The sequence below is a fragment of the Agrobacterium sp. MA01 genome (genome assembly GCF_009650195.1).
Lineage (GTDB): Bacteria > Pseudomonadota > Alphaproteobacteria > Rhizobiales > Rhizobiaceae > Allorhizobium.
This window is the reverse complement of sequence record NZ_CP045854.1, coordinates 1,503,694-1,526,550: the sequence shown is the minus strand read 5'-3', so window position 1 is coordinate 1,526,550 and position 22,857 is coordinate 1,503,694. Positions and strand designations below refer to the sequence as shown.

Sequence of the window (22,857 nt, the reverse complement as noted above, 5' to 3'; positions counted from 1 at the left end):
CAAAGCCTCTTTGCGCTGCAACAGACGGAAGTCATTCCTTGAACACCAATCTGCTCCGCTCCGTCGTCTATATCGCAGCCCTTTGCGGGCTCTATCTGTCCACGGCCATGCTGATCCCGGCCATGGTGGACCTCTATTACGGCGACCCGCACTGGTCTGTCTTCACGGTGTCTGCCGCCATGGTCGGCGGTCTATCGGTCACGGCTGCCATGGCGACGCGGGGGCCGCCGCCGGCCTTCTCCAAGCGCATGGGCTTTCTGCTCGTCAACGTGCTCTGGGCCACCTTTTCGCTGGTCGGTGCGATCCCGATCTATTTCTCCGAACTCGACCTCACCTTTGCCCAGGCGCTGTTCGAATCGGTTTCGGCCATCACCACGACGGGCTCGACGGTTCTTGCCGGACTGGACGACATGGCGCCCGGGCTTCTCGTCTGGCGCTCGCTGCTACAATGGCTGGGCGGCATCGGGATTGTGGCGCTCGGGCTGTTCGTGCTGCCATTCCTGAGAGTGGGCGGGGTCTCCTTCTTCAAGATGGAATCCTCCGACATCGCAGACAAGCCGTTCGCGCGGATCGCCACCTTTACCAGCGCCTTCGTCGCCATCTATGTCGCGATCACCCTGATTTGCATGATCGCCTACGACATCTTCGGCATGAGTCATTTCGATGCGCTCAACCATGCCCTGACGACGATCGCCACAGGTGGCTTCTCCACCCATGACGCCTCCTTCGGCTATTTCGACAGCTATGCGCTTCGCGGGATCGCAACCTTCTTCATGACGGTCTGCAGCCTGCCTTTCTCGATCCTGATCGTCTTCTTCATAAAGGGGCGCCTCGACGCCCTGCGCGATCCACAGATTCTCGTCTTTCTTGGCTATCTCGCAGCCTTCGCCGTTTCTGCAGCACTCTACAACCACCTGCGCAATGGCGTGGACCTGCCGCTCGCGCTGTCGCATTCCTTGTTCAATTTCGCATCGATCCTGTCGACCACCGGCTATGCCAGTGAAGACTACACTCTGTGGGGGCCGTTTGCAGTGGCCGCAGCCTATTTCGCCACCTTCATGGGCGGCTGCTCCGGCTCGACGGCCGGGGGCATCAAGGCCTACCGTTTCGTCATCATTTTCAACATCATCGTGACGGGGCTGAAGCGGCTCATCTATCCGAACGCCGTCTATTCTGTCCGCTACGGCAACCAGATCGTCGATGCAGACACGCAGCGCGCCGTGTTCCTGTTCTTCAGCGCCTATATCTTCATCTGGGTGATCGGCAGCCTCGCCATGGCGCTGGCCGGCTACGATTTCGCCACTGCCTCATCCGCCATGATCACGGCGCTCTCGAATGTCGGCCCCGGCATCGGGTCGCTGATCGGCCCGGCCGGCAACTTCGCCACGATGCACGATCCGGAACTCTACATCCTGTCGCTTGCCATGCTGCTCGGTCGTCTCGAAGTGCTGACCGTCATGGTGCTGCTGGTGCCAATGTTCTGGCGCTCGTGACCATCAGGCCAACGTGATCGCACAGAACCGCTCTGCGCTTGACGCCCGGGCCTGGTTCTTCCCACACTCCCGCAAGATCAATGCGGGAGAATCACGTGTCCCTGATGCCTTCAGCCCCTGCCCGCGGCCTTGCCGTCACCCTGATCGGCGCATTCCTTTCTGCGGCACCGGTTGCGGCCGGCCCGCTTCTCGATGCGGCGATCGAGGCGGAGAAACTTGCGGCACAAAACGATGCGAAGGGCGCCTTCGAGGCCATGCGTTCGGGGCTTGCAGCCTTCAGCCAGAGCTTGCCGCTCACGGTCCCCCGCGCCGTCTTCATCACGGAAGTCCCGAAGGCCTACAGGGCCTATACCGCAAAAGCGGAGCCGGTCTTCGTCACCGGCGAGAAGCTCATCACCTATGTCGAGGTGGCTGGGCTCAAATGGCAGCCGGCGCCCAACAACCAGCGGCAATCGCATTTCACCGTCGATCTCGAACTCACCGACGACGAAGGCAAGACGCTCGCGCTGCAAAAGGAATTCGGCAACTTCACCTTCACCGGCCATTCGGATGCGATCGAGGTCTATACCCATCTCACGCTCGACGTCGATGGCGCCAAGCCCGGCGCCTATGTGCTGCGCTATACTGTGAACGACGTAATCGCCGAACGCTCGACGCCTTTCGAACTGGCCTTCACGCTGAAGGACAAGAGCTGAACGCCCACATCGGGCGTCCAGTTTTTCGGATCAATTCGCCATGGTCGAGCGATGCGCCCAGCCGGTCATGCGCTTTTCGAGCCAGGCCATCAGCGCATACATGGCGATGCCCTCGACGGCGAGCGCCAGAAGCCCGGCAAAGACCAGGGGCACGTTGAACTGGCTCTGGGCCGAGCTCATCATGTTGCCGAGACCGTAATTCGAGGCCACCGTCTCCGAGACGACCGAACCGACGAAGGCGAGCGTGATCGCGATCTTTAGCGATCCGAAGAAATACGGCATCGAGCGGGGAATGCCGACCTTCAGCATGATGTCGAGCTTCCTGGCGCCCAGCGCCCGCAGCACGTCTTCCGTCTCCGGCTCGATCGTGGCGAGACCCGTCGCGACATTGACGACGATCGGGAAGAAGGAAATCAGGAAGGCGGTCAGCACAGCCGGCACGGTGCCGATGCCGAACCAGATGACGAGGATCGGCACGAGCGCCACCTTGGGGATCGCATTGAAGCCGATCATCAGGGGGTAGAGCCCGGCATAGATGGACTTCGACCAGCCGATGAAGAGACCGAGCCCCAGTCCGGCGACAACAGCGATCATGAAGCCGAGCGTCGTCGTGTAGAGCGTCTGCAGCGAATTCTTCCAGATCGGCGACCAGTATTGTACCACCGCCTCGAATACCCGTGATGGTGCCGGCAGGATGGTCGGCGGCATGTCGAGCACGATGACCGTCAGTTCCCAGATGGCAAACAGGGCCAGCGTGTAGAGGAAGGGCGCTGCCCGCACCCAGTTGATGCGCTGCATCAGGGGCTTTACGACCGGGCGGGTCGGCGCTGTCTCGATCGTCATCGTCATGCCGCAACCCTCGCCTTTGCGATCTCGCCGTGCAGCACATGCACCATGTCGTTGAATTCGGTCTGGTACATCAATTCCAGATCCCTTGGTCGCGCGAAGGGCACCGTGTGTTCCTTGACCACCTTGCCGGGTCTGGCACTCATCACGAAAATCCGGTCGGCGAGGAAGACCGCCTCGCGAAGGTCATGGGTCACAAGCACGATGGTCACGCCCTGGGCCGCATGCAGATCGCGGATGACGCACCATAGCTCCTCGCGGGTGAAGGCATCCAGCGCACCGAAGGGCTCGTCGAGCATCAGGAGTTCCGGTTCGTGGATCAGCGCCCGGCAGAGATTGGCGCGCTGCTGCATGCCGCCCGACAACTGCCAGGGGAATTTCGACCCGACACCCTTCAGGCCGACGATCTCCAGGAGGTTCTCGGCCTTCTCGACATATTCCTTCTTGTTCGCTCGCAGGCGATGCCGATGCTTCTCGACGATTTCGAGCGGCAGAAGAATGTTCTCGAGCGTCGTGCGCCAGGGCAACATGGTCGGGTTCTGGAAGGCCATGCCGACGATCGACACCGGCTTGGTCACCTGCTGGCCGGCGACGATGACGACGCCGGATTGCGGGATATGCAGCCCGGTCACGAGCTTCATCAGGGTGGACTTGCCACAGCCGGACGGGCCGACCACGGCGGAGAATTCGCCCTTGTCGACGCGCATGGTGAGGCCGGATACGGCAAGCGTTCCGTCGGCGCCGCCATAGCGCATGTCGACATTGTCGATGGAAACGAGGTGGGACATCGGGGCTCCGGTCTAAATGGGATTACCCAACCTCCCCTTGAGGGGGAGGTCGCTGCGAAGCGGCGGGTGGGGTGATCTCGCAAAAGGTCACCCGACCCCGAACCTGAGGCTCGACCCTCCCCCTCAAGGGGAGGGTGAGGTCATCAAGGCAACATCCGCTCTTCCTTGGCCGGCAGGAAGCTTGCGTCGAAGACCTGCTCGGCCGTGACATTGCCCTTCAGGCCCATGGAGACCTTGAGCGTCTCGATCGAGGCGGAAAGGCGCGCCATGTCGACGCTGCCCATGCCGTTTTCGACAACATAGGGCGTCTTGATGTTCATGGCGTTGGCCATTTCGAGACGTTCCTTCTCGATGTCGACATTCAGCGTCTCGTTGCGCTTCAGGACAGCGGCGGCCCCCTCTTCCGGATTGGCAACGGCATCGGCAAAGCCCTTGGCCAGCGCCCTCAGGAAGCCCTTCACAGCCTCAGGGTTTTCGGCGGCGAAGTCGGAGTTCACCAGAACGCTGTTGCCATAGAGGTTCAGGCCGTTATCGGCCATCAGGATGGTCGCGATGTCGTCTGCCGGGATGCCTTGCGCCTTGAGGTTCAGGATGACCGAGAAGGCAAAGCCGAAGACGGCATCGACGTCGCCCTTGGCGAGCATCGGCTCGCGCACGGGAAAGCCGATCGATTCGATGGTGATCTTGCTGTCGTCGATACCGGCGACCTGCTTGAAGGCCGGCCACTGGGCAAACGCGCCATCCGGCGGCGGCGCGCCAAGCTTCTTGCCCTCCAGCGACTTCGGATCTTCCGTCACGCCGAGCGACTTGCGGCCGACGACCGAGAAGACCGGCTTGTCATAGACCATCATCACGGCCTTGACCTTCTGGGACGGATCCTCATCGAGGAACTTGATCACCGAGTTGATGTCGCCGAAGCCCATCTGGTAGGCGCCCGTCGCCACACGCGGGATCGCCTCGACCGAGCCATTGCCCGAATCGATCGTCACATCCAGGCCTTCCGCTGCGAAATATCCCTTGTCCTGCGCCAGCAGGAAGCCGGCGGCCGGGCCCTCGAACTTCCAGTCGAGCGTGAACTTGATGGCCGTCTCGGCATGCGCCTGACCGACCGGCAGCGTCACGCCGGCAAGCAGACCCGCCGCCACAACGGCGGCCGAAAAGAGACGTCTTGATATCATGGATTTGAGCTCCCCTTGTTTTTGGTGGGAGCATCAAAGCAGGAAATAGCGAGGCCGCAAAGCGGAAAATGCTCAAACTTTCGTCAAAAATAGATCTGCACAAATTTGGCGCATTGAGTGCAAAGAGATGTACGACACCAAGAACCTGTCCCGAAGAGAACGGGCCAGCGCTAACAGTCAAAACACAGGAAGTTTGGTGCGGACGGCGGGGATCGAACCCGCATGACCTAAGGCCGAGAGATTTTAAGTCTCTTGCGTCTACCAGTTTCGCCACGTCCGCGTGCGGGCCCTGTTTCGATCAGATCGGCGGACGCGTCAAGGGTAGTGGGCCAATGCTGTGGCCCGCCCCGTGTCATCGATCACTCAGCTTGCGAGCGCATCCAGGAATTCGACGCCGATCTCGCGGGGGCTGCGCCATTTGACGGCGCAGTCATGGGTCGTGCCGTCCTCCAGGCGCAGGCGGAACTGAGGGGGAATGTCGGCGGTCGATTCGAAGCTCATCTTGGCGCCGAGAGGCGACAGATTGCGAATCATGCAGTCGAAGGTGGAATGGCCGCCGGGGAGGATGGCGCGGCCGGCTTTGAGCGCCCGCAGGCGGGGCTGGCGACGACGATCTGGCTGTTCCATGACATGCGTCCTTTCAGGTCTTACAACCCGAAGCATGCGCCAAAGCGCTCAAGAGACCCTTGAAACGATCGATCGCCTTTTACCGATCGGGTGGCCCAGTTGCCCCAAAGACGAAAAAAGGCGGAGCTTGCGCCCCACCTTTTGACGATAGTCAATTCTATGCTCAGGCCAGCTTGGCAGCTAGCTTCGCCACATGGGCACCCTGATAGCGAGCACCTTCGAGTTCGATCTCGGAGGGCTGGCGCGAACCGTCGCCGGCCGTGATCGTGGAGGCGCCGTAGGGCGAGTTACCCATGACTTCGCTCACACCCATCTGGCCCTGGAAGGCGTAAGGCAGGCCTGCATAGAGCATGCCGTGATGCAGGAAGGTCGGGATGAAGCCCATGATGGTGGTTTCCTGGCCGCCATGCTGGGTCGCGGTCGAGGTGAACATCGAGCCGAGCTTGCCGGTCAGCTTGCCCTGCGCCCAGAGGCCGCCGGTCTGATCCCAGAAATTGCGCATCTGCGAGGCGACCGTGCCGTAACGGGTGCCGGCGCCGACGATGATGGCGTCATACTGATCGAGCTCGGTCGGGTCGGCGATCGGCGCCTGCTGGTCCATCTTGTAATAGGAAGCCTTGGCGACATCGTCCGGCACCAGTTCCGGAACGCGCTTGACAGTGACGTCGGCACCGGCCGACTTTGCGCCTTCGGCAACGGCATAGGCCATGGTTTCGATGTGACCGTAAGCGGAATAATAGAGAACCAGTATCTTGGCCATGTCGTATCTCCCTTTGAACATGCGGCCCTGCCGCGCTGTGGATGTGCGAGATGTAGCGCATTCCGCATCGGGAACCAGTCGCGGCTGCGGGAACGCAGTGTTCAATCAATGAGTGCCTTTACTTCTCTTCACGGACATAAAACGGTAACCTCTCGGTCCCCGCCTGCCCCATTCCCATAGGACTTAATCCATGACCTCGACGATCAAGACCGCCGCCATGCTCGCCATCGGCGACGAACTCCTGTCCGGCCGCACCAAGGACAAGAATATCGGCCATCTCGCCGACCTGCTGACGGTTGCCGGCATCGATCTGAAAGAGGTCCGCATCGTCTCGGACGAGGAGGATGCGATCGTCGAGGCGCTGAATGCGCTCAGGTCGAAATACACCTATGTCTTCACCTCGGGCGGCATCGGCCCGACGCATGACGACATCACGGCCGATGCCGTGTCGAAGGCCTTCGGCGTGCCCTGCCTGCACGACCCTGACGCCATGAAGCTGCTCGGCGACATGTATGCCGGCCGAGGACTGGAATTCACCGAGGCCCGCCAGCGCATGGCGCGCATGCCGCAAGGCAGCCGCCATATCCCGAACCCGGTCTCGACCGCCCCCGGCTTCATCATCGGCAATGTGCATGTCATGGCCGGTGTGCCGCAGGTCTTCCAGGCGATGATGGCGCATGTGATCGAAACACTGCCGGCCGGCCAGCGCGTGCTGTCGCGCTCGATCGCCTGCCCGTTCGGTGAAGGGGATATCGGCACGGCGCTTGGCGCGATCCAGAAAGCCCATCCGGAAACCTCGATCGGCTCCTACCCGCATTTCGACGGTCGGCGCTTCTCGACGGAACTCATCGTCCGGGCGCGCAACCAGGCGATCGTCGATGCGGCAGCCGCCGATGTGGAGGCGATGATCGATGCGATCCGGAACGAGAAGGATGCGGCCGCCACGCGCGATCTCGGCACCGGCGAGGTGGCCTGAGCCCGCGCCCCTTCGCGCCTCAAGCCCCTCCTGACTTGACCTCGGTCAAGGCGGAACAACGTAACGGAACCCATAGTTATCTCATGCGGACAATAAATAAGGGCCGCAAGAGGAGACGACCATGGGTTACCGCACACTTCTTGCCATATTGGACACACCGAAAACCACGCAACAGGTGACAGATTTTGCCGTCGCAATTGCCAACCAGTTTCAATCGCATGTGATCGGCGCCCATGCGGAGGCCGTGGCCATGGTGCCGCTGGTCGCGCCGATGGAAATCCCGGACCCCGCCACCGTGCAGGCGCTGCAGGACATGGCGCATCAGGAGACGGAAAGCGTGGAGCGGATCTTCCGTGAGATCGGCAACCGCGAAGGCTTCTCCCATGAATGGCGCAGCTTCGTCACATCCTCGGGCTTCAATTCCGCCGCCCTGATCGACAGCGCCCGCAGCGTCGATCTCGTCATCGCCGCCCAGGGTGAAGCGGGCATGCTGTCGGAGACCCGTTCCGAACTCGAGAGCTTCCTGTTCGAAAGCGGGCGGCCGGTGCTGCTCATCCCGCATATCCTGAAGGCACCGAAGCCGATCCGCCGGGTGCTCGTTGCCTGGAACGGCTCGCGCGAGGCGGCCCGCGCCACCTTCGATGCCCTTCCCTTCCTGATGGCAGCCGAAGAGGTCGAGATCTTCACCGTCGACGCCTCCGACACCTCCACCCAGACCGGCGCAATCGCCGGCGCCGAGATCGCCGCTGCGCTTGCCCGTCACGGGATCAAGGTCACGGTCACGGCGTCGGAAAAGACCGGCCTCGACCCGGCGATCGCCATCGAGAACCGGCTGTCGGACAGCTCCATCGATCTCCTGGTCATGGGCGCCTATGGCAACAAACGCTGGTGGGAAATGCTGTTCGGCGGCGTCACCCGCACGCTGCTCGATTCGATGACGGCACTGACGCTCCTGTCGCGCTGATTGATCGGCTGATCGGGCGGGAACGCGAGGCCTTGCCAGAGGCTTCGGATTCCCGCTAATAGCAACGGCCAAAGACTGGAACCCTTTAAGGGGACGAAGTTCGCGCGGTATCTGCCGCGCGAAACGCGTTTCGGGGCCGCGCAAGGCGGTCCGCCTGAAAGGATCCGGTCGACGGCGCCGCAATCCGGCGCGGACGATATCATCCAGCCAGCGGAGCCCCGTGCATGTCTCTCCCCGATAAAGCCTTTCCCGTTTCCTGGGATCAGTTCCACCGCGATGCGCGGGCGCTCGCCTGGCGCCTCGCCGGCCTCGGCCAGGACTTCCGCGCCATCGTCTGCATCACCCGCGGCGGCCTGGTACCCGCGGCGATCATCTCGCGCGAACTCAACATCCGCCTGATCGAGACGGTCTGCATCGCCTCCTACCATGACTACGTCAACCAGGGCGAAATGAACCTCCTGAAGGGCATTACCGCCGAGCTGATGGTCAATGGCGGCGAAGGCGTGCTCGTGGTCGACGATCTGACAGACACCGGCAAGACCGCACTTGAAGTGCGCGAAATGATGCCGAAGGCGCATTTCGCCTGCGTCTATGCCAAGCCGAAGGGCGTGCCGACCATCGACACCTTCGTTACCGAAGTGTCCCAGGATACCTGGATCTATTTCCCCTGGGACATGGGCTTCACCTATCAGGAGCCGATCGCCAAGGGCTCGAAGGGCTGATCCAAGCCCCGCCGCCAGCATCAAACCCGCCTGTCACCCGCAGGCGGGTTTTTTCTTGGCCGGCAAAAGCCCTCCTACCCTCCAATATCTCGGCCAGACGCCTCGCTTGTTGCGCACGCCTGGTGATGGGACGGAACAATTCGGCCGCTCGGCCGTATGGCTCTCATGTTCCACTCCCAACGGTAGAGAGCAACTGATGGCCACCCTCCACTCGCCGCCGACAGCCTCGAACGCCTATCCGGCTTCGGCGCTATTCGTCCCCTTCCCCTTCGTCTGCTTCACGCTGACGCTGATCACCGACATCCTCTACTGGCGGACGTCACATCTGATGTGGAGCAACTTCTCCGACTGGCTCTTGTTCTTCGGCCTGATCTTCGGCGGCTTGTCCATCCTGGCCGGCCTCGTCGATCTCGCCCGCCCGGCAACTCGTGCCCTGCGCCCGAGCTGGCCTGCAGTGCTGGCCTATCTCGCGGTTCTGGTGCTCGCCTTCATCAACAGCTTCATCCACGCCGGCGACGGCTGGACGGCGATCGTACCTTACGGTCTTGCCGCATCCCTGATCACCGTGATCGCGATGATCGCCTGCGTCTACCTCACCGCCGAACAGCGCAGCGCCGACGCCTGGAGAACACCATGACCCGCACCACCTTCACGCTCCGTCACGCCGCCCTCGCCTCCACCGCCGTCCTGGCGCTGGCGCTTGCCGGCTGCAGCGACGACAACGGCAATTTTGACGTCACCAGCCAGATCGGCCCCGACCCCGTCCTGCCCGAACCGAGCCAGTCGCTTGTGCCCGACCTCAAGGTCGCGGAGGTCATTGGCTGGGGTGCGGACGAGACACCCGACGTCATCGACGGCTTCACGGTCACGGCCTATGCGAAGGATCTCGTCAATCCGCGCACGGTGCACACGCTGCCGAATGGCGATGTGCTTGTCGTGCAGAGCAAGGCACCTCCCGGCAAGCCGGTCGAGCGACCGAAGGACATCATTCGCGGCTTCATCATGTCGATCGCATCGGGTGGCGGTGGCGGCGACAAGCCGACCAACCTCATCACCCTGCTGCGCGACACGGACCGCGACGGCACAGTCGATGAACGGCACGATCTGCTCACCGATCTCAATTCGCCCTTCGGCCTCGCCTTCGCCGACGACACGCTTTATGTCGCGGCCGCCGACGCGGTGCTCGCTTACGACTACCAACTCGGGCAGAACGCGATCACCACGCCACCGCGCGTGCTCAGCCCCTTGCCGGGCGGCCCGATCAATCACCACTGGACCAAGGATCTGGCGCTCAGCCCCGACGGTCGTTTCCTCTACGCCTCGGTCGGCTCGAACTCGAATGCCGGCGAACGCGGTCTGGAGGCCGAGAAAGGCCGCGCCGCGATCTGGCAGATCGACCGGGAAACCGGTGCCTCGCGCGTCTATGCATCAGGCCTGCGCAACCCGAACGGCCTGACGATCAACCCGGAGAGCGGCGCGCTCTGGACCGTCGTCAACGAGCGCGACGAACTCGGCCCCAATCTCGTGCCCGACTACATGACCTCGGTGCAGGACCGCGGCTTTTACGGCTGGCCGTGGAGCTATTATGGTCAGCATGTCGATCCGCGCCTGCATCCGCCACGGCCTGACATGGTCGAGCAGGCGATCAAGCCGGACTATGCGCTCTCGAGCCATGTCGCCGCGCTCGGTCTCGCCTTCTCCATGGGCATGGCCATGCCTGAGGATTTTGCCAACGGCGCCTTTGTCGGCAATCGCGGCAGCTGGAACCGCGACCAGTTCAACGGCTACAAGGTGCTTTACGTGCCCTTCGAGAACGGCGCACCCGCAGGCGAGGCGCGTGATGTCGTGACCGGCTTCCTCAATGGCGAGGAACAGGCACGCGGCCGCCCCGTCGGCCTCGGCTTCGACGGCACCGGCGCTCTGCTTGTCGCCGACGATGCCGGCAATACGGTCTGGCGCGTCGCGGCGCAGAATGCGACGGCGATTTCCGAACCGCTCGGCACGGACGAAATGCCGCCGGGCTCTCCGGTTGCCGCGGAACAGGCTGCCGCGGCTGAAGCCGTCGAAGGCACACCGCCGGCGAACGCACCGGCCGAGGGCACACCAGCCAGCGACACCCCTGCGCCGGACGCCACAACGCCGTCCTCCACGCCGCCGACCTTAGAAGATCCGGCGGTAGCACCAACCCCGGATGCGCCGGCCAATACTGGCGATGGCACGCTCGCACCTCCGACACCGCCCCAGACGGATGTGCCAGCAACGGGACCGGAAGGTGCTGTCCAGGATGCAACGCCAGCGCCTGCTCAGCCCTGACCTTTCGCGGCTTCGAAAGACCAGAAAGCCCTCTGCCGATAAGGCGGAGGGCTTTCGATTTGATTGAGCTCACTTCTGTGGTCAGGCGGGCAAACGCCGATCGTATTCGTCCTTGAGCTTGAGCCAGCCATCCCAGAACGGCTCCGCCCGCGTGCCGTCGAGCTTGGCCTTGAGAATGTCGAGATGCATGTGCCAGCCGGCACCGACCATGAGCAGATTGGCACGATCAGAAATGCGGCGATGGGTGATCGTCAGGAGCACCTCATCTCCGTCCGCCTTCAGATCGAAGGCGACCTCACCACTCTCGCCCCAGGTGAACACGAGCCGTTTCTCCTTCTGCACCTCGAGCACGCGGCTCGTCATCCGCATCTCCTCACCGAACCCTTCCGGCCTATGCCCGGGCGGGTCCGTCAGTTCCTCGTTGCGCCATACAAGTTCAAAGGTCGAGCCCGCCTTTGCTTCCATCGCGCCTGCCGCCAGCCATTTGCGCCGCATCTCGCCATCGGTCAGGTATGACCAGATTCGCGAAGCGGGTCCGGGCAACAGCCGTTCGATCACCAGCGTTGCGGGCTCGGTCAGTCGACCATAGGGATTTACGTCCAGTCTTTCCGTCATCGTCATTCTCCATCAGGTTTCTGTCGGGGAAATGCGGCATCCTCCGCGTGGAGGAGCCGTTCGAGGACATCCAGCCGGCCGGTCCAGAAGTGCTCGTAGGCGCTCAGCCACTGGTGGGCACCGGCGAGCGGTCCCGGATCCAATCGGCAGAGATGGGTGCGGCCCCGGATCTCGCGGCGGATGAGGCCGGCGGCTTCCAGGACCTTGATGTGTTTGGAGGCGGCGGCCAGCGACATGGAAAAAGGCTCGGCCAGTTCGCCGACGCTCCTTTCTCCTTGCGACAGGGCCGCCAGCATGCGCCGACGCGTTTCGTCGCCCAGCGCGTGAAAGATCATGTCCAAGGGGTTTTGCGCAATATCAACCATGTGGTTGAATATCTGCGGACATCACTCGATTGTCAACCTCTTGGTTTAATGACGGATGATCTAGGAGCCCTAGAAGAGTAGCAGCCCAGCGACAAACAGCAGAATGAAGCCGCCGCCAATGACGAGTGACCATGCCGAGAGCGCAAAGCCGGGTTTTGCGCCACTGTCTGACTGCGCGGAGTAATCGGTGGTCCGTCGCACCTCCGTGCCTTTGCCGTTTTCGCTTGGCTCCGTCGCCATCAGTGTCTCCCTTGTCGTTACCTCAGCAGGTAACCCGTCGACTATCCCTTGGTTCCGACGACTGTCCGACGGGCTGACGCAAGAAGGCAAGGAACCCTGCCTGCCCTCCTCCGTTTCTTCCTCACAGCAGGAGAGGATTTCCATGAACACGCGGTCGAAATTTCAACTGATGGCACGGGCCGGGTATGGCGCGCGCGGCATCGTTTTTCTGATGATTGCCGCCATTGCTCTGTTTTCGAGCTTTGCCGGATCGAAGCCGGACACCAATTCGGCGCTGGAGACAATCTTGCAACAGCCGTTCGGACGGATCTGGATCGGCCTCATCGGCGTCGGCCTTGCGGGCTTCGTCGTCTGGCGTCTCGCCCAGTCGCTCGCCAATGCCGACGGGCAGGACAATGACATGAAGGGCTATGCGATCCGCGCCGCCCTTTTCGGCAGCGCGATCACCTATGCGGGTCTTGCGATGACAAGCCTGTTGATGGCACTCCAAATGTCCGGTGGCGGTGGCTCGGGCGGCGAGAAAGGTCTGGCCGCCTGGGTGATGGCCCAGCCTTTCGGTCGCTATCTCGCCGGTATCATCGGCATCGGCTTTGTCATCGGCGGTATCGTCACGGCCTTGAAAGGTATCAGGCGCAAGTTCGGCCGCTATCTCGACCTCGACGCAGAGAAGAACTCGCCGGCCGTGCTGATTTCGATCTACGGGCTCGTCGCGCGCGGCCTGGTCTTCGGCATCATCGGGGTCTTCTTCCTCTATGCCGCTTTCACTGTTGATCCTGACCAGGCCGGCGGCATGGCCGACGCTCTGGCCTGGGTGCAGAGCCTGCCCTTCGGCGGCATCATCTATGCCGTGGTCGCAGTCGGCCTCGCCGCCTTCGGTGTCTACAACTTCGTGGAGGCCCGCTACCGGCACATCAATGCGCCGGAGGCCGGCGACCTGCGCCGTCATCTACCGATCGGTGGCACGAACTGACCTTTGAGAAGGTGTCTTGCGTGCCGTCACAGCAGAGCCTGCGATGGCACGATGGTCACCCCCGATGTCGTCGACACGGCGGCATCGAGCATGGCGCGGGCGATCGCGTGCGGCGGGTTCGGCTTGATGGAGGGCGGCAGGATCGGATCCAGGATCGACAGTACCCTGCCCGCCCACTGCTCCATCGGCCGTGGCTCTTGGCGCGGACCATCGATGAGCCCGGGACGAACCAGCACGGTCCATTCGAAGCCGAGCTGAAGGATATCACGCTCCGTCTCTCCCTTGACCCGACTGTAGAAAAAGAGCGACGTCACATCCGCTCCCTTTGCCGAATTGAGAACGAAGGTTCGCGCGCCATGGGCCTTGGCCAGCCTTGCAATCTCCAGAGGATAGTCGTGGTCGACCTGACGGAAGCGCTCGCGTGATCCGGCCGTCTTCAGCGTTGTGCCGAGAGCACAGATCACCGCATCGACGGCCCAGATCGACGGATCCTGCGGAAGATTGTCGAAATCCACCACCGGCGCCGAAAAGCCAGCTCGTTCCGGCAGCGGCCGGCGGGTCGGGGCGGTTACCGCCGATACGCGTGGGTCGGCGAGCGCCAGGTTGAGGACATGACTGCCGACAAGTCCGGTGGCGCCCAACAGCAACAGATGCATGATCCCGTCTCCTTCATTCCGATGTCTCGCCTCAAGGCCAGTGCCAAGGCGCATTGCAGGCCTCAATGCATGCCAAGACTGCCCGTTCCATCACACAAACGAAAGAAGCGCCGCATTGCTGCGGCGCTTCTGCATTTAACTAGTTAGCGATTTCCCGAAATTTCTCAGGCGGCCGTGCGATAGCCGGCCGAGCCGGCCGATGCGCCACCTTCCAGCTTGAAGCGGGCGAGCTGCGCCTGCAGCTGGCGGGCTTCGCTGGCGAGAACCTGGCTGGCGGCCGTTGTCTCTTCGACCATGGCGGCGTTCTGCTGGGTCATCTGGTCCATGTGGTTGACCGAGGTGTTGATCTCGCCGAGCGCTGCCGACTGCTCTTCGGCAGCACGGGCAATCGTCACGACGTGATCGTTGACGCGGTTGACCAGCGATTCGATTTCCTTCAGCGCCTCGCCGGTGGACAGAACGAGCGACACGCCGCCCTTCACTTCCTCGGCCGAGGTGTTGATCAGGGTCTTGATCTCCTTCGCAGCATTCGCCGAGCGCTGGGCCAGTTCACGCACTTCTTGGGCGACGACGGCGAAACCACGACCGGCTTCACCGGCGCGCGCAGCTTCGACGCCTGCGTTCAGCGCCAAGAGGTTGGTCTGGAAGGCGATCTCGTCGATCACGGAGATGATCTGGCTGATCTTCTGCGAGGACTGCTCGATGCGGCCCATGGCGTCGATCGCGTTGCGAACGATATCGCCCGACTTGCCAGCGCTCGACTTGGTCTCGTCGACCATGTGAGAGGCTTCCTTGGCGCGCTGGGTCGAGGTCTTGACCGTTGTGGTGATTTCCTCAAGCGCTGCGGCGGTCTCTTCCAGCGAAGCAGCCTGCTGCTCGGTGCGGCGGGCGAGCTGGTTGGCGGCCGACGACAGCTCGCCGGAATTGCCGGTGATGGTGCCAGCAGCGCTCAGGATGTTCTGCATGGTCTGGCGCAGAACGGCCATGGTCTGGTTGACGTTGCCCTGCAGTTCGGCAAAGGCGCCCTGGAACTGGCCCTGCATGTCATGCGTGAGGTCAGCATCGGCAAGCGCTGCAATGACGCGGCGCACTTCGGTCACGCCGCGATCGACGCTTTCGACCAGCTCGTTGACCGAGGCTGCAAAGCGCTGCAGGTCCGCATCCTCATAGGTCTTGGAGATGCGCTTTGAGAAGTCGCCGGCAGCGGCAGCGGCGACGATATCGCTGATCGAGGTTTGCAGGTCACGGCTCTGGGCGTGGAGGGCCGCTTCCTGCGCTTCCATGGCACGCATCTGCGCTTCATTGGTTCGGAAGACTTCGAGCGCACGCGCCATCTCGCCGATCTCATCCTTGCGCTCGGTACCGGCAATCGCGTTGCCGAGCTTGCCGGAGGCCATTTCCGTCATGACGGCGGTCAGGCTGCGGATCGGGTTGACGATGCCGCGGCGGGCAAGCAGGAAGCTGATCGCGACGCCTGCGAGAATGCAGACGGCGGCGGTGACGATCTGGACCAGCATGGTGAAGCCAGAGGCGGCCAGCGCGTTTTCACGCGAACCTGTCAGGCTCTCGGCCGACGAGGTCGAATATTCCTTGACGACTGATGTCACTGTCTTCTGCGCCTCGAGCGCCTTGGCGAGCTCGGCCTTCATGACGGCGAGATCCTGACCAGCCGGCGTGGCGGCGACGGCCACCATGGCGCGGATCTGGTTGAAATAGGCATCCAGCGCCTGCTTGGTGCGATCAAGGATCTGGGCTTCGGCCGGGCTTGCGGTGGTCGCGATCTTCGGCAGGCGTGCGAGCATCTCGGCGGCACGCTTGTCGGTTTCGGCCGCGAAATCTGCCGCCTTATCAGGCGCCAGCGCCAGCTGGTAGGTCATGCGCGAAATGGCGATGATGTCGACGCGCAGGTCCATGGCCTCGCGGGCCACCTCCTCACGGGCACCGGTATCCTTGAGGGCCGCGCCCAGCGAGGAGAGACCGCTTGCGCCGACGGCTGCAATAGCGGCAGCCGCCACGCCCATCAGGACGACGACAAGGCTGACCTTCTTCAGAATGGAAAGATTGGCAATACTCATGGAAAATCTCACTCCGTGCGAACCCGCCATCCTGGCAGGCGGCCCTGACCGGCCGGGCATGGAGCTCATTCCATACGTCTGCACCTCTTCTAAGCGTCACATGTTGCAATTTCGTTGCTGCGCAATACAGGAAAGACGCAGATGATTTTTAGGCCCCTCCCCGCGGGGCGCGGACGGGGCGGGCGATGCAGCGTGTCAATGAGCAAATTCTTGGCACGCCTAATCCCCAGGTTTTTGAGCAACAGGTGCAGCCTTTCGCGAAAGCCCCCAAATGCGGGGCGCCGTTTGCCCCGGCGGCTCATTTCGGCACGAATTTTATCCCGTGACATCTGGTTGACGGAGCGACATGCGGGGCCGCTCGCATCACATCGTCCGAGAAAGCCCTTTCATTCCCGTGACTTCGCTCTTTTGCCCGTTATCCACAATCCAACACCACAAGATATAGCGTTAACATTTCCTTCACAGACCACCCCTTGACGGAATCAGTCGGGACGATGTTAATGGACCCTGTTGCGGCGGCGACTGGACCGGGCATTAACGAGGCCGGGTTTCATCAAACATTGTGGCGGCTTTCTTTGAGGTGGAACGGCGTTCTGACGACGCCCTCCGCGGCAGGAAATTTGTGCGATTTTTGACCGCCGGACAGGGGGTCTGGGTCTGGCGGCAATTGTGTGGTAAAACTATATTTAGTATTTGCAGCCACCATCACCACAAGATAGAGGGTGCACTCATCTCCGGATGAATCACCTGACGGACGAACCAGTGAACGGCTGCGCGGCCCACCGTGCGACCGAACGAAATTTCTCGCGCCGATTTCCGGCGCCCTAGATCGAGGGACACAGGCAGATGCGCATTGAACGTCGCTTCACCAAACCGGGACAGTCCGCTTACGCGGAGATCGAGTTCCGCAAGGCCATCAGCGAAATCAAGAACCCCGACGGCTCAATCGTATTTCGTCTTGCCGACATCGACGTCCCCGCCCAGTTCAGCCAGGTGGCGGCGGACATTCTCGCCCAGAAGTATTTCCGCAAGGCCGGCGTGCCGAAGGTGCTGAAGAAGGTTGAGGAGAACGATGTTCCTTCCTTCCTCTGGCGCTCGGTTGCCGATGAAAAGGCACTCGCTGCCCTCCCCGAGAACGAGCGTTATGGCTCGGAAACCGATGCTCGCCAGGTCTTCGATCGCCTGGCCGGCACCTGGGCCTATTGGGGCTGGAAGGGCAAGTATTTCTCCTCCGAAGAAGACGCTGCCGCCTTCAAGGACGAGCTTGCCTATATGCTCGCCACCCAGCGCGTCGCACCGAATTCGCCGCAGTGGTTCAACACCGGCCTGCACTGGGCCTATGGCATCGACGGCCCCGGCCAGGGCCATTTCTATGTCGACCCCTTCACCGGCAAGCTCGTCAAGTCCAAGTCGGCCTATGAGCACCCGCAGCCGCATGCCTGCTTCATCCAGTCCGTCGAGGACGATCTCGTCAACGAAGGCGGCATCATGGACCTCTGGGTCCGCGAAGCCCGCCTCTTCAAGTACGGCTCCGGCACCGGCTCCAACTTCTCCTATCTGCGCGGCGAAGGCGAAAAGCTGTCCGGCGGCGGTCGCTCGTCCGGCCTCATGTCCTTCCTGAAGATCGGCGACCGTGCAGCGGGCGCCATCAAGTCCGGTGGCACCACGCGTCGTGCGGCCAAGATGGTCGTTGTTGACATCGACCATCCGGATATCGAAGCCTATATCGACTGGAAGGTGAAGGAAGAGCAGAAGGTTGCCGCTCTCGTCACCGGTTCCAAGGTCGTCGCCAAGCATCTGAAGGCGATCATGAAGGCCTGCGTCAACTGCGAGGCTGACAACGGCGCCTGCTTCGACCCGAACGAGAACCCTGCCCTCAAGCGCGAAATCAAGGCCGCGAAGAAGGACCAGGTTCCGGAAAACTACATCAAGCGCGTCATCCAGTTCGCCCAGCAGGGCTACAAGGATCTCGACTTCAAGACCTATGACACGGACTGGGATTCGGAAGCCTATCTCACCGTGTCGGGCCAGAACTCCAACAACTCGGTCTCGCTGAAGGACGACTTCCTGCGCGCCGTCGAGAATGATGGCGACTGGAACCTGACCGCCCGCAAGGACGGCAAGGTGATGAAGACGCTGAAGGCCCGCGACCTCTGGGACAAGATCTCCTATGCCGCCTGGGCATCGGCAGATCCTGGCCTGCACTTCAACACGACGATGAATGACTGGCACACCTCGCCGGCAGCCGGCCCGATCCGCGCGTCGAACCCGTGCTCGGAATACATGTTCCTCGACGACACGGCCTGCAACCTGGCTTCGCTGAACCTGCTCCGCTTCAAGGATCAGAAGACCAAGAACATCGACATCGCCGACTACGAACATGCCGTTCGTCTGTGGACCGTCGTGCTCGAAGTCTCGGTCATGATGGCGCAGTTCCCGTCGCGCCAGATCGCCGAACGCTCCTATGAATACCGCACGCTCGGCCTCGGCTACGCCAATATCGGCGGCCTGCTGATGTCCTCGGGCATCCCGTATGATAGCGCCGAAGGCCGTGCCATCGCCGGTGCGCTCACCGCCATCATGACCGGCGTCTCCTATGCGACGTCAGCCGAAATGGCCTCGGAACTCGGCCCCTTCCCGGGATTTGCGCCGAACCGCGACAACATGCTGCGCGTCATCCGCAACCATCGCCGCGCAGCACTCGGCCTGTCGGACGGCTATGAAGGCCTCTCCGTCAACCCGGTCCCGCTGGTCCATGCCGAATGCACGGATCCGGCCCTCATCGCCCATGCCACGGCTGCCTGGGACAAGGCTTTGGCGCTCGGCGAAAAGCATGGCTACCGCAATGCCCAGGTCTCGGTCATCGCGCCAACAGGCACGATCGGTCTAGTCATGGACTGCGACACGACAGGCATCGAGCCCGACTTCGCGCTCGTGAAGTTCAAGAAGCTCGCCGGTGGCGGCTACTTCAAGATCATCAACGCTGCCGTTCCGGAAGCGCTGCGCTCTCTCGGCTATTCGGAAAGCCAGATCGCCGAAATCGACGCCTATGCCGTCGGCCATGGCAACCTGAACCAGGCGCCTGCTATCAACCCCTCGACGCTCAAGGCCAAGGGCTTCACCGACGAGAAGATCGAAGCCGTCAACGGCGCGCTGAAGGCCGCCTTCGACATCAAGTTCGTCTTCAACCAGTGGACGCTCGGCGCCGACTTCCTGAAAGAGACCCTCAAGGTCTCCGACGAGCAGCTCGCCGACATGAGCTTCAACCTGCTCGACCACATGGGCTTCTCGAAGAAGGACATCGAGGCCGCCAACATCCATGTCTGCGGTGCGATGACGCTGGAAGGCGCCCCCTTCCTCAAGAAGGAGCACCTGCCCGTCTTCGATTGCGCCAATCCGTGCGGCAAGATCGGCAAGCGTTATCTCTCGGTCGAATCCCACATCCGCATGATGGCAGCGGCCCAGCCGTTCATCTCGGGCGCGATCTCCAAGACGATCAACATGCCGAACGAAGCCACGGTCGAAGATTGCGGCTCCGCCTACATGCTGTCCTGGAAGCTGGCGCTGAAGGCCAACGCGCTTTACCGCGACGGCTCGAAGCTCTCCCAGCCGCTCAATGCCTCGCTGATCGAGGACGAGGATGACGAGGACGGCGTCGACGAACTGCTGCAGCAGCCGATGGCGGCCCAGGCGGTCACCATCACGGAACGCATCGTCGAGCGTATCGTCGATCGTGTCGTGCGCGAGCAGGAAAAGCTGCCGACCCGCCGCAAGGGTTACACCCAGAAGGCCAAGATCGGTGGTCACACCATCTTCCTGCGCACCGGCGAATATGACGACGGCCGTCTTGGCGAAATCTTCCTTGACATGAACAAGGAAGGCTCGGCTCTCCGCGCCTTCATCAACAACTTCGCCATCTCCGTCTCGCTCGGCCTGCAATATGGCGTGCCGCTCGAGGAATATGTCGACGCCTTCACCTTCACCAAGTTCGAGCCGGCCGGCATGGTCACCGGCAACGACGCGATCAAGAATGCGACGTCGATCCTCGACTACGTCTTCCGCGAACTGGCGATCTCCTATCTCGGTCGCCACGACCTCGCGCATGTCGACACCTCGGACTTCTCGACCACGGCGCTTGGCCGCGGCATGAAGGAAGGCAAGGCGGATGTCGTCTCCAAGGGCCTGACCCGCGGTTACAAGCCGACGCTCGTCTCGAGCCACATGCCGGCTGCGGCAGGGGCTGAACCCAAGGGTGCAGCAACCGCCGCCCCCGCCAAGGCCTCGGCCACCGTCACCGCCTTCTCCTCTTCGGGCGCCACTGCCCGCAAGCTGGAAGTGACGACCGCGATCGCCACCTCTGAGGTCGTTTCCTTCAAGCGCGACTACGAGGAACGTGCCGTGGAACTCGCCGAGGAGATCGCCTCCGAAAGCGTCTTCACCGACGCCGCCGCTGACGAGGCAGCCGCCGCCAAGGCCGACGCCAAGAAGCTCGAGGCATCGCGCCGCATGCGCTCGATTGCCCAGGGCTATACGGGCAACATGTGCTCGGAATGCCAGAACTTCACGATGGTGCGGAACGGCACCTGCGAGAAGTGCGACACGTGTGGCGCTACGAGCGGGTGCAGCTGATTGGCTGCGGCGCTCGATGAGCATCTTTGACACAAGCTCTGTGGAGGCGGGCCATCGAAGGCTCGCCTCTTCGCTTTCACCCCAACTTGAAGTCTTGGCAGCTTCAGAGGAGCTAATACGAAAAGCTCTCCTGTTTCAGGATGTTCCTAGAGGGGATCAGCAGAATCATGCGGACTATCTCGCCGTTTCACAACTCGGTTTCCGCGTTGCTAATGATCTCGGTGCAGCAATGAAACTTCTCGACTGCGGGTACTTCGTCCAAGCCGCAAGCCTACTCCGTGATCTTTGTGAAATCGGCATGTTGGCTCTTCATTTCTCCATCGCTCCGCAAGACATAAGGGTTTGGAGATCATTGAATGGCCAAGATCAGTCAAACAAATTTGGCCCAAAAGCCCTGAGGAAGAGCCTTAGGCCGACGCTGAACGAAAAACTTTCCTATCTAGACCAAAGATTTAGATTGTTTTCCGACTATGGAACCCACCCTTCGGCCACATCGATAATCGCGCATCATGACGGTGAAAGATTTCAGACGGGCCCCCATCTCAACGAAGGTCTCTATCTTACTACCTATCGAGAGCTTGCCCACATTACATGGCATGTAACCGATGCTTGCGGCGACGCCTATTGCGCAATCTTCCAGACATCGGTTGAGGAGATTCTCCCCGCAGAATGTCAGCGGTTCCAGTTGGCGTGGAACGGGATATCCGCGCCTGAACCGCAACGATGATACCTCAAAGGTCAAGAGTCGACTTCAGATCCCTTAAACTAGTCAGAAATGGCTCCTTACCTCCCCCAAAGCGGGGGAGGACGGAAAATCGAAGGCTTAGGCGAGCGCAAGCCGTCTAAACTTCAGATTTTCCTGGAGAGGGGATCGGTGCTGGGGGCACGACATAACCGATCCCCTCACTTGCGATTTCTGATGTTTAGGCGGCTTGCGCTCGCCTAATTCATCGAAATCGCTTTCTCCCCCACCAAGGGGGAGATGGGCGTTGCGCCCGGCGGTTCGCTCCCGCTTCTCCCCAGCGGGGAGAAGATGGTCCAAAGGACCAGATGAGGGGGGCGCGAAGCGCAAGGCAAGATGGTACAGCGGTTGAGGGTTCCTCACTATTCTTGGCCCGCCGGCATTCGGCTGCGCCGCCCCCTCATCCGGCGCTTGCGCGCCACCTTCTCCCCGCTGGGGAGAAGAGGAAAGCCGCCGTCCGCGCCCCATTTCCCGAAAAGAGGGGGATGAATTCCGAAAATCCCCCAACAAAATCAAAACAACAAAGTTTTTTCATCCCCCACCATTTTCCCTGTTTTACCCTAATCCCCGTCCCGCCCTCGGATACACCTGACGATGCGATGTCAGGCGAGGCGGGGCCGGCGCCGGGGTGGAGGGTTGTCGCAGATCCAAATCCCCGGCCCGCTGCAACGGTCTCCCTCTGGACGTGGGGCTGGTAACGAAGGTGACGGGTCGGATGCTCTCGTCACCGGATACCCCGATCGGAAGGACGTGCCTTAGAGGCACACAGACAAGGCGCCCACGTCGTCGCGAACATTACCAGACGGCGGGGCCGACAAAACGGCGGGGATGATGGTGAGGTCGCGAATGGCCGGACGATCATCCCCCGGGCGAGGGTCCCGGTCGGCATGGTGCACCATCCGGCGGGAACCTCCCGGGCTACCGGCCAGGCTCTGGCAGAACACTCTTCGGAGGACTCTGTCTCAGCCGGACCCGCGCCCGGTCGAACGTCGGACTTCGGTCACGACGCCCGTCGCCGCCTTGCCAGAGAGACGCATGCAGCGGGAAAAAACGCCGAACGAGGCGCCGGAAGGAGCCACATAAAACTACTTAGACAGGTTGCTTCTGGCGCCTCGTCCGATCCCTCGGGTCAAGCCCGAGGACAAGTTTCAAACCACCCGGAGGGAGTTGATCCCGACCGGCGGCGAAGCTTGGGGTTTTTGA

At 62.0% G+C, this 22,857-nt stretch carries 20 protein-coding genes and 1 tRNA gene; 10 read left to right on the top strand and 11 right to left on the bottom strand.

All coding sequences use genetic code 11. The features are described from left to right. Positions 1 to 38: 38 nt before the first annotated feature. Positions 39 to 1,493 (top strand): TrkH family potassium uptake protein, encoded by a 1,455-nt coding sequence (locus GH983_RS07460; RefSeq protein ID WP_054150107.1) that lies wholly within the window; start codon positions 39 to 41, stop codon positions 1,491 to 1,493. A 104-nt stretch (positions 1,494 to 1,597) separates the two neighbouring features. Beyond that, a complete protein-coding gene (locus tag GH983_RS07455) occupies positions 1,598 to 2,188 on the top strand; it encodes a hypothetical protein (RefSeq protein ID WP_153763574.1) in 591 nt (196 codons plus the stop codon). A gap of 30 nt (positions 2,189 to 2,218) precedes the next feature. On the opposite strand, the gene GH983_RS07450 is transcribed toward GH983_RS07455, so the two are convergent. The 6 genes from GH983_RS07450 to wrbA all read right to left on the bottom strand — a co-directional run bounded on the left by GH983_RS07450 (position 2,219) and on the right by wrbA (position 6,387). Further along, positions 2,219 to 3,037, bottom strand: coding sequence for an ABC transporter permease (locus GH983_RS07450; protein WP_054150105.1), 819 nt, complete (start codon positions 3,035 to 3,037; stop codon positions 2,219 to 2,221). Next, positions 3,034 to 3,822, bottom strand: a complete 789-nt coding sequence (locus tag GH983_RS07445) for an ABC transporter ATP-binding protein (RefSeq protein ID WP_069041548.1) — start codon at positions 3,820 to 3,822, stop codon at positions 3,034 to 3,036. Before GH983_RS07445 ends, GH983_RS07450 begins: the two co-directional genes overlap by 4 nt. A gap of 143 nt (positions 3,823 to 3,965) precedes the next feature. Further along, on the bottom strand, positions 3,966 to 5,000 hold the full coding sequence (locus GH983_RS07440; protein ID WP_153762049.1) for an ABC transporter substrate-binding protein: 1,035 nt from the start codon (positions 4,998 to 5,000) through the stop codon (positions 3,966 to 3,968). A 194-nt stretch (positions 5,001 to 5,194) separates the two neighbouring features. Then, positions 5,195 to 5,280 (bottom strand) — tRNA-Leu (locus tag GH983_RS07435). Positions 5,281 to 5,363: 83 nt separating this feature from the next. Continuing rightward, complete coding sequence (locus GH983_RS07430) at positions 5,364 to 5,627, bottom strand: PilZ domain-containing protein (protein ID WP_054150102.1); 264 nt, start codon at positions 5,625 to 5,627, stop codon at positions 5,364 to 5,366. A gap of 163 nt (positions 5,628 to 5,790) precedes the next feature. Further along, positions 5,791 to 6,387: an NAD(P)H:quinone oxidoreductase gene (gene wrbA / locus GH983_RS07425; RefSeq protein WP_069041549.1), complete on the bottom strand. Its 597-nt coding sequence runs from the start codon at positions 6,385 to 6,387 to the stop codon at positions 5,791 to 5,793. A gap of 190 nt (positions 6,388 to 6,577) precedes the next feature. Between wrbA and GH983_RS07420 the strand changes: the two genes are divergently transcribed. The 5 genes from GH983_RS07420 (at position 6,578) to GH983_RS07400 (ending at position 11,362) form a co-directional block, all read left to right on the top strand. Then, a complete protein-coding gene (locus GH983_RS07420; protein WP_153762048.1) occupies positions 6,578 to 7,363 on the top strand; it encodes a competence/damage-inducible protein A in 786 nt (261 codons plus the stop codon). Between the two features lie 121 nt (positions 7,364 to 7,484). Beyond that, positions 7,485 to 8,327, top strand: coding sequence for a universal stress protein (locus tag GH983_RS07415; protein WP_153762047.1), 843 nt, complete (start codon positions 7,485 to 7,487; stop codon positions 8,325 to 8,327). Between the two features lie 224 nt (positions 8,328 to 8,551). Further along, positions 8,552 to 9,049: a xanthine phosphoribosyltransferase gene (gpt, locus tag GH983_RS07410; RefSeq protein ID WP_054150099.1), complete on the top strand. Its 498-nt coding sequence runs from the start codon at positions 8,552 to 8,554 to the stop codon at positions 9,047 to 9,049. Positions 9,050 to 9,245: 196 nt separating this feature from the next. Beyond that, a complete protein-coding gene (locus GH983_RS07405) occupies positions 9,246 to 9,686 on the top strand; it encodes a DUF2231 domain-containing protein (protein WP_054150098.1) in 441 nt (146 codons plus the stop codon). Then, positions 9,683 to 11,362, top strand: coding sequence for a sorbosone dehydrogenase family protein (locus GH983_RS07400; protein WP_153762046.1), 1,680 nt, complete (start codon positions 9,683 to 9,685; stop codon positions 11,360 to 11,362). The genes GH983_RS07405 and GH983_RS07400 overlap by 4 nt, the downstream gene beginning before the upstream one ends. An 81-nt stretch (positions 11,363 to 11,443) precedes the next feature. Here GH983_RS07400 and GH983_RS07395 read toward each other — a convergent pair whose 3' ends face one another. The 3 genes from GH983_RS07395 to GH983_RS07385 form a co-directional block, all read right to left on the bottom strand. Next, positions 11,444 to 11,983: an SRPBCC family protein gene (locus GH983_RS07395; RefSeq protein WP_371418443.1), complete on the bottom strand. Its 540-nt coding sequence runs from the start codon at positions 11,981 to 11,983 to the stop codon at positions 11,444 to 11,446. Next, entirely contained in the window at positions 11,980 to 12,342 is a 363-nt protein-coding gene (locus tag GH983_RS07390; RefSeq protein ID WP_069041555.1) for a helix-turn-helix transcriptional regulator, read from the bottom strand. The genes GH983_RS07395 and GH983_RS07390 overlap by 4 nt, the downstream gene beginning before the upstream one ends. A 69-nt stretch (positions 12,343 to 12,411) precedes the next feature. Beyond that, positions 12,412 to 12,582: a hypothetical protein gene (locus tag GH983_RS07385; protein ID WP_153762044.1), complete on the bottom strand. Its 171-nt coding sequence runs from the start codon at positions 12,580 to 12,582 to the stop codon at positions 12,412 to 12,414. 142 nt (positions 12,583 to 12,724) lie between these two features. Here GH983_RS07385 and GH983_RS07380 point away from each other — a divergent pair, with 142 nt between their 5' ends. Next, complete coding sequence (locus GH983_RS07380; RefSeq protein ID WP_153762043.1) at positions 12,725 to 13,552, top strand: DUF1206 domain-containing protein; 828 nt, start codon at positions 12,725 to 12,727, stop codon at positions 13,550 to 13,552. A 26-nt stretch (positions 13,553 to 13,578) separates the two neighbouring features. Here the strand turns inward: GH983_RS07380 and GH983_RS07375 are convergent, their stop codons facing one another. Further along, positions 13,579 to 14,208, bottom strand: coding sequence for an NAD(P)H-binding protein (locus GH983_RS07375; RefSeq protein ID WP_153762042.1), 630 nt, complete (start codon positions 14,206 to 14,208; stop codon positions 13,579 to 13,581). 164 nt (positions 14,209 to 14,372) lie between these two features. Then, on the bottom strand, positions 14,373 to 16,283 hold the full coding sequence (locus GH983_RS07370; RefSeq protein ID WP_153762041.1) for a methyl-accepting chemotaxis protein: 1,911 nt from the start codon (positions 16,281 to 16,283) through the stop codon (positions 14,373 to 14,375). A gap of 846 nt (positions 16,284 to 17,129) precedes the next feature. On the opposite strand from GH983_RS07370, the gene GH983_RS07365 reads away from it, so the two are divergent. Together GH983_RS07365 and GH983_RS07360 are read left to right on the top strand one after the other, a co-directional pair. Beyond that, a complete protein-coding gene (locus GH983_RS07365) occupies positions 17,130 to 20,912 on the top strand; it encodes a vitamin B12-dependent ribonucleotide reductase (RefSeq protein WP_153762040.1) in 3,783 nt (1,260 codons plus the stop codon). Between the two features lie 16 nt (positions 20,913 to 20,928). Next, complete coding sequence (locus GH983_RS07360; RefSeq protein WP_153762039.1) at positions 20,929 to 21,639, top strand: hypothetical protein; 711 nt, start codon at positions 20,929 to 20,931, stop codon at positions 21,637 to 21,639. Positions 21,640 to 22,857 lie beyond the last annotated feature (1,218 nt).